The organism is Brasilonema bromeliae SPC951 (assembly GCF_012912135.1).
Taxonomy (GTDB): domain Bacteria; phylum Cyanobacteriota; class Cyanobacteriia; order Cyanobacteriales; family Nostocaceae; genus Brasilonema; species Brasilonema bromeliae.
This window is the reverse complement of record NZ_QMEB01000174.1, coordinates 8,397-14,211: the sequence shown is the minus strand read 5'-3', so window position 1 is coordinate 14,211 and position 5,815 is coordinate 8,397. Positions and strand designations below refer to the sequence as shown.

The window sequence follows — 5,815 nt, the reverse complement described above, 5'->3', positions numbered from 1 at the left end:
CCCTGTTCCCTGTTCCCTGTTCCCTGTTCCCTGTTCCCTATTCCGTACTTGGCTCTATCAGTGAAAATTTTTTATTTTCTTTATTTTTCTTGTTCCGAAAGTGTCATAAGCATTTATACTTACAAATAACTTGTTATTTGATTGGACTTTTTTTAAATTTTGAATGAGTGTTTGCTTAGCTTGCTCATAGGGCATATGTTAGATCCGCGAGTGTTCACGAAGTGTTTGTTGCAATCAACCATAACAATATAATTTTCCCTTGCAGTGTACCGTCGAAGAGGACGGTTCTGTTTGTGTCATTCATCTACATACAGGAATATCAACCATGACTGTTGCTACAGCTAGCTTTCCTATAAACCTTGGTGCGTACAAGCAAATAGCACTAAACCCTGCCAATCCAACTCTAACCAATGAGCAACGGGAGACACTCAAAGCCAATATTCAACTCTGTCGCGATGCAATTGTTTTCTTCACAGCCACAGGTGCTGCTAGGGGTGTAGGCGGTCACACTGGTGGTGCTTATGATACAGTACCAGAGGTCGTTATCCTTGATGCCTTATTCCGGGGGGCACCTGATAAATTCGTGCCAATTTTCTTTGATGAAGCTGGACACCGCGTTGCGACTCAATACCTCATGGCTGTATTGCATGGCGAGTTAAGCGCTGAACAACTTGTTCATTACCGCGAAGCTGATGCAAAACTACCTGGACACCCGGAACTCGGCTTGACACCCGGAGTGAAGTTCAGTTCCGGACGCTTGGGACACATTTGGCCTTACATCAATGGTGTCGCACTGGCAAATCCCAACAAGGTGGTTTTTAGTCTCGGTTCTGACGGTTCCCAGCAGGAAGGGAACGATGCAGAAGCAGCACGTTTAGCAGTTGCCAAGAATCTTAATGTCAAGCTCATTATCGATGATAATGATGTCACAATCGCCGGACATCCTTCGGAATACTTACCAGGATTTAGTGTCGGTAAGACATTAGCTGGTCATGGATTGAGCGTGAATGAAGGAGACGGCGAAGACTTGGATGATTTGTATCGTCGTATCTGTGAAGCAGTGACGAGTGATGGACCAGTAGCTTTGGTGAACAAGCGCAAGATGGCTGTGGGAATTGAAGGTATCGAAGGTTCGACTCATGGTCATGATGTGATTCCAGCGGATAAGGCGATCGCCTACTTGGAAAAGCGCGGACTCACTGAAGCCGTTAGATTCCTCAAAAGCATTGAAAAACCCAAGAACACCTATAGCTTCATCGGTTCTGGCGACAAATGGGGTTCCAACCGCAACGTGTTTGGGGAAGCTGTGGTGTCCGTCCTCAGTCGCTTGAGTGAAACCGAGCGTAAAGAAAAGGTCATGTGTATCGATAGTGACCTCGAAGGCTCCTGCGGACTGAAGAAGATTCACGACACTTACCCAGAAATCTTTGTAAGTTCCGGCATCATGGAACGGGGAAACTTCTCCGCTGCTGCTGGTTTTGGTATGGAAAAAGGTAAGCAGGGTATCTTTGGCACCTTCAGCGCATTCTTGGAGATGTGCGTTTCAGAAATCACAATGGCGCGGCTGAACTACTCCAACGTCCTGTGTCACTTCTCTCACTCTGGCGTAGATGACATGGCGGATAATACCTGTCACTTCGGGATAAACAATTTCTTTGCCGACAATGGCTTAGATGACGGCTACGAAACACAGCTATACTTCCCCGCTGACGCCGCTCAAATGAAAGCTTGTGTCGAAGCAGTATTCTTTGATCCGGGACTAAGATTTATCTTCTCCACCCGTTCCAAAACTCCGAATATTCTCGATGCAAATGGTAAAGAGTTATACGGCGAAGGCTACACCTTTACTCCTGGAAAAGATGAAGTTGTGCGTGAAGGAACTGCTGGTTATATTATCAGCTTTGGTGAAGCATTATACCGTGCAGTCGATGCGGTGGAACGTCTCAAACAGCAAGGAATTGATGTCGGCTTAATTAATAAACCAACACTCAACGTTATTGATGAACAAACGCTTGCGAAAGTTGGTAAAGCACCGTTTGTATTGGTTGTTGAATCTTTCAACCGCCGCACAGGATTGGGTAGCCGTTTTGGTACTTGGTTACTTGAACGGGGACTGACTCCAAAGTTTGCCCACTTGGGAACTCACAAAGAAGGTTGTGGTGGTTTATGGGAACAGTTCCCGCATCAAGGAATCGACCCTGAAGGCATCATCAATAAAGTTAAGGAACTTATTGGTTAATCGCATTATTTCCATTTTTACTAAGAATGTGTCGTTTTTCCTCCGTTTGGCTTTAGCCTGCGGGGGATTTTTATAACCCAAACGGAGGGTTCAGAACGGTTGCTGATAAGATAATTTGCAAGAACAATAACCAATGCAATCTTACGTTGCATCCGAAAGTTCTACACGTATGAAATCTCCAAAAACAATCCTTAACAGCAACGGTATTGTTTTATAACCTGATGGAGGAGAATCATCTGATTAGTACGCTCTTGAATTGATCCTAACTTTTGTTATCATTTATACTTGATTATTTTATAACAACAAACTAATAATCTATATTGATGCATTGATATTAGGGTGTCATTTACAAATGATACCCGTTTATACCAATTTGAAAAAAGAATGCAACACATCGGTTAAACCCCTCCCTACCCTCCCCTTGGCAAGGGGAGGGTGCGCGATAGCGCGGGTGGGGTATCTGTCGCAAACATTTTTTGAATCGGTATTACTTGTCATCGCCGTGTTACTTAAATAACTTTGTATCAGAAAACTATTTGCTTGCTTTTAGCCAACCTATTCAAGAATAAAATCAATACGCTAACGGACAAATCGTGAAAGCACCTTATAGAAATATGGTGATGAAAATATTCAAATTAACACCTGCTTTACTGGTGCTAAAAGCAGTGATGCACAGTCAAAATGCTTATGTCAATAAATCAGATGCTGGTACTTTGCTACTGATAACTATAGGACTCTCATCGCGGAAAGAGGATCAAAAAAATCTCTGCTCAACTTTACTCTAGTCAACACTTTCACTGGGTACTCTAACAAGATAAATAGGGGTGTCCAGGTTATTTAATTCTCTAGACAAAAGCATCAGGATTCACTTCCTTAAAAGCTATGACTGAAAACGGTAGGTAAGTGGAAGTGTTATCCATTTAATATGGAATGCCTTGATAAGAATACTGAGAAAGTCATGCGTTTATCTATCACAAGCTAATGACAATCCAATTAGGATTTAGCAAACGCAGCAGCTTTGATTATTCAAATCAAAGATTCAAAATTGTCACATTTTATTCATTTTATAACCCCAAAGATTGAGGACAAAAATCATGAAAAGACTTAACTGGGTAGGCACTTTCCTGCTCGCAGTAACACTTGTAAGTGTTCAGGCTTTCGCTAATCAAACTTTGGCTACTGCAAAGCTCAAGCCGCATCTTGATGAGCCATATTCTCAGATGATGACAGGGCACTCGCCCTCTACTGATCAACAGATAAGCACAAGGCGGAACCCTTTTACTGCTACAACGTATCAAGCTAATTCAGTTCTCGCAAAATTTAAAACTTATGTAGAGAACAAAGTATATTCAATTTCTTATCCCCTGGAGTGGTTTATCACAAGAAGCCATAGAGAATTAGCTTATATTACAAATCAAAAAATGACAACAACAGGTGAAGGAGGTTTTCCGCCAGATTTTATTAAAACTGATGTTCAAATTATTTCAGAAAACTTTCAAACAAGTTTCACTCAACACCTCACCTTCTCTCAAGAAGATGGAGATAGGCTAGTCAAAAAAGAGAATATGAAAATTGATGGAAAAAATGCTGTTAGGCTGTGGTATTCTGGTGGAGAGACAGAAACAGTAATGACTTTATTACCTTATAAAGATAACAATACCGTTTGTATTGCTACTTTTTACACAACGAATAATTCAAACTATATACCTGTTATTGAAAAGATGCACTCCTCCTTCAAAGTTTTAGATTGATGAACTAACACTAAAAAATTGTCTCTGTCTTTTTGATTTCAAGTCGCACTGCACGGGGAATAGCTGGTAAAGATTTTCTTTTCATTTTAGAAATGATTCCTAAATGCGTAGATACATAGATTGGCGAGGGCAAAGCAAAACTCAACCCAACATTTACAAGCGTTGTAGGGGTTGGGTTGACGCACTCTACCCAACATACATGTGTAGCAATCATTTTTTAAATTGGATTAGCCTATTCCTTTAGGTAGATTTTTAGGATCTTTGGCTCAGAAATAGCTAAAAAAGGCATTCATTAACTTAAAAACGAAGACTTACGTGAGTATAAGCGTTGTAACTGCTATTTTTTGTGGATAACATGGAAAATAGTTCTTTGAAAGCTTTTCTCACCACGTTTAGCGTCAGTTTTTTTATGGACATTCAGTTAATCAACATCGGCTTTGGCAACATTGTGTCTGCCAACCGAGTAGTTGCCATTGTCAGTCCAGAGTCTGCCCCGATTAAGCGGATCATCACCGATGCGCGCGATCGCGGTCAGCTGATCGACGCAACTTACGGTCGCCGCACTAGGGCTGTTATTATCACTGATTCCAGTCATGTTATTCTTTCGGCGATTCAACCGGAAACGGTAGCGAATCGCTTTGTGATCACCCGTGATCACCATCAAGCTGTAGATAATTGAGCAAAGGTTAAATCTATAGTCCCACGCCTATTTGCGCCATACCAGCAGTAACATGTGAATAACAGTGGGTTTATGTCACCCAGGCTACAAAATTTCGTTAGTCAGGAGTTGTCCGACTCATGGCAAATGAATAGTATCTACTGATCAATTCACAGGTTAAACGGATGATGCAAGTTATAAGCACTAAAAGTGGTGCTACTACTAAGGAATGCCCGCCAACAGGCAAGCTGATTATCTTGACAGGTCCAAGTGGAGTTGGCAAAGGCACTTTAATGCGATCGCTCTTACAGCGTCATCCGGATCTCCATTATTCTGTATCCGTGACGACTCGTTCTCCTCGTCCAGGGGAAACGAACGGCAAAGATTATTATTTCGTTAGCCGTAGAGAGTTTGAAGAATTGGTTGCTGCTGGCGAATTACTGGAGTGGGCAGAATTTGCTGGTAATTATTACGGTACTCCGCGAGAAGCCGTAATTAACCAAATTCGCTCTGGCAAAAGGGTTGTGCTAGAAATTGAGCTCAAAGGAGCACGACAAATTCGCGCTTCTTATCCTAACGCCCTCAGCATTTTCATTTTGCCGCCTTCTATGAGTGAATTAGAAAAACGAATACGTGGTCGGGCACAGGATTCAGACGAGGCGATCGCCCGTCGTCTGCGCCGTGCTCAAGAAGAAATAACTGCTGCTGATGAGTTTAATCTTAAAATCGTTAATGACGATTTTGAAAGGGCTCTCAATGCCATAGAAGCAGCCATACTGAGTGAACACTCCTTGGCAAGACGCTCAGGATAATTATTTGGTAAAACCCTCCTATGACGCTGCTGGAGGTAAACTCACAAGTAAAGGACGCAAGAAAAAGGTTTACATAACTTTTTCCTGGCGTCCTTTATTTTTGATCATCTGTCTAGCAGCTTTTTGATAGAGGTCTTATGACCCCATGCCTCAGATGACTGATTAACCAAACAGACCTTGAATTAAACCTAGATTACTAGTCAAAAAGTATGCAACTATTGCACCACCAATACCACCGATTAAGAAAGCACTGCCAAAGCCATTCCAACCTTCACCAGATTTAAAAGCATCTGGAGGATTGGGTGTGGTGACAGTGACGTTTGGTTGAGGAGGGTTAGTGTTGCCATACAGAGAT

Annotated in this window: 6 protein-coding genes; 5 read left to right on the top strand and 1 reads right to left on the bottom strand. The window is 42.1% G+C overall.

Features of this window, described 5'->3' with window-relative positions; genetic code table 11:
- Nucleotides 1-325 precede the first annotated feature (325 nt).
- The 5 genes from DP116_RS19875 (at nucleotide 326) to gmk (ending at nucleotide 5,460) form a co-directional block, all read left to right on the top strand.
- On the top strand, nucleotides 326-2,239 hold the full coding sequence (locus tag DP116_RS19875) for a thiamine pyrophosphate-binding protein (RefSeq protein WP_169156816.1): 1,914 nt from the start codon (nucleotides 326-328) through the stop codon (nucleotides 2,237-2,239).
- A 620-nt stretch (nucleotides 2,240-2,859) separates the two neighbouring features.
- A complete protein-coding gene (locus DP116_RS19870) occupies nucleotides 2,860-3,024 on the top strand; it encodes a hypothetical protein (protein ID WP_169156815.1) in 165 nt (54 codons plus the stop codon).
- A 309-nt stretch (nucleotides 3,025-3,333) separates the two neighbouring features.
- Nucleotides 3,334-3,990, top strand: a complete 657-nt coding sequence (locus DP116_RS19865) for a PsbP-related protein (RefSeq protein ID WP_169156814.1) — start codon at nucleotides 3,334-3,336, stop codon at nucleotides 3,988-3,990.
- Between the two features lie 409 nt (nucleotides 3,991-4,399).
- A complete protein-coding gene (remA, locus tag DP116_RS19860; RefSeq protein ID WP_017319267.1) occupies nucleotides 4,400-4,669 on the top strand; it encodes an extracellular matrix/biofilm regulator RemA in 270 nt (89 codons plus the stop codon).
- Nucleotides 4,670-4,833: 164 nt separating this feature from the next.
- Nucleotides 4,834-5,460 (top strand): guanylate kinase, encoded by a 627-nt coding sequence (gene gmk / locus DP116_RS19855; protein ID WP_169156813.1) that lies wholly within the window; start codon nucleotides 4,834-4,836, stop codon nucleotides 5,458-5,460.
- A 162-nt stretch (nucleotides 5,461-5,622) separates the two neighbouring features.
- Here gmk and DP116_RS29535 read toward each other — a convergent pair.
- Nucleotides 5,623-5,815 (bottom strand): photosystem I reaction center subunit XI (locus DP116_RS29535; protein ID WP_246275716.1); only part of this gene is annotated, 193 nt, incomplete at its 5' end.

Bases quoted from the DNA above. Each gene is read 5' to 3' on its own strand.
- DP116_RS19865 (WP_169156814.1), top strand. From the start codon at position 3,334: ATGAAAAGACTTAACTGGGTAGGCACTTTCCTGCTCGCAGTAACACTT.
- remA (WP_017319267.1), top strand. From the start codon at position 4,400: ATGGACATTCAGTTAATCAACATCGGCTTTGGCAACATTGTGTCTGCC.
- DP116_RS19875 (WP_169156816.1), top strand. From the start codon at position 326: ATGACTGTTGCTACAGCTAGCTTTCCTATAAACCTTGGTGCGTACAAG.
- DP116_RS19870 (WP_169156815.1), top strand. From the start codon at position 2,860: ATGAAAATATTCAAATTAACACCTGCTTTACTGGTGCTAAAAGCAGTG.
- gmk (WP_169156813.1), top strand. From the start codon at position 4,834: ATGATGCAAGTTATAAGCACTAAAAGTGGTGCTACTACTAAGGAATGC.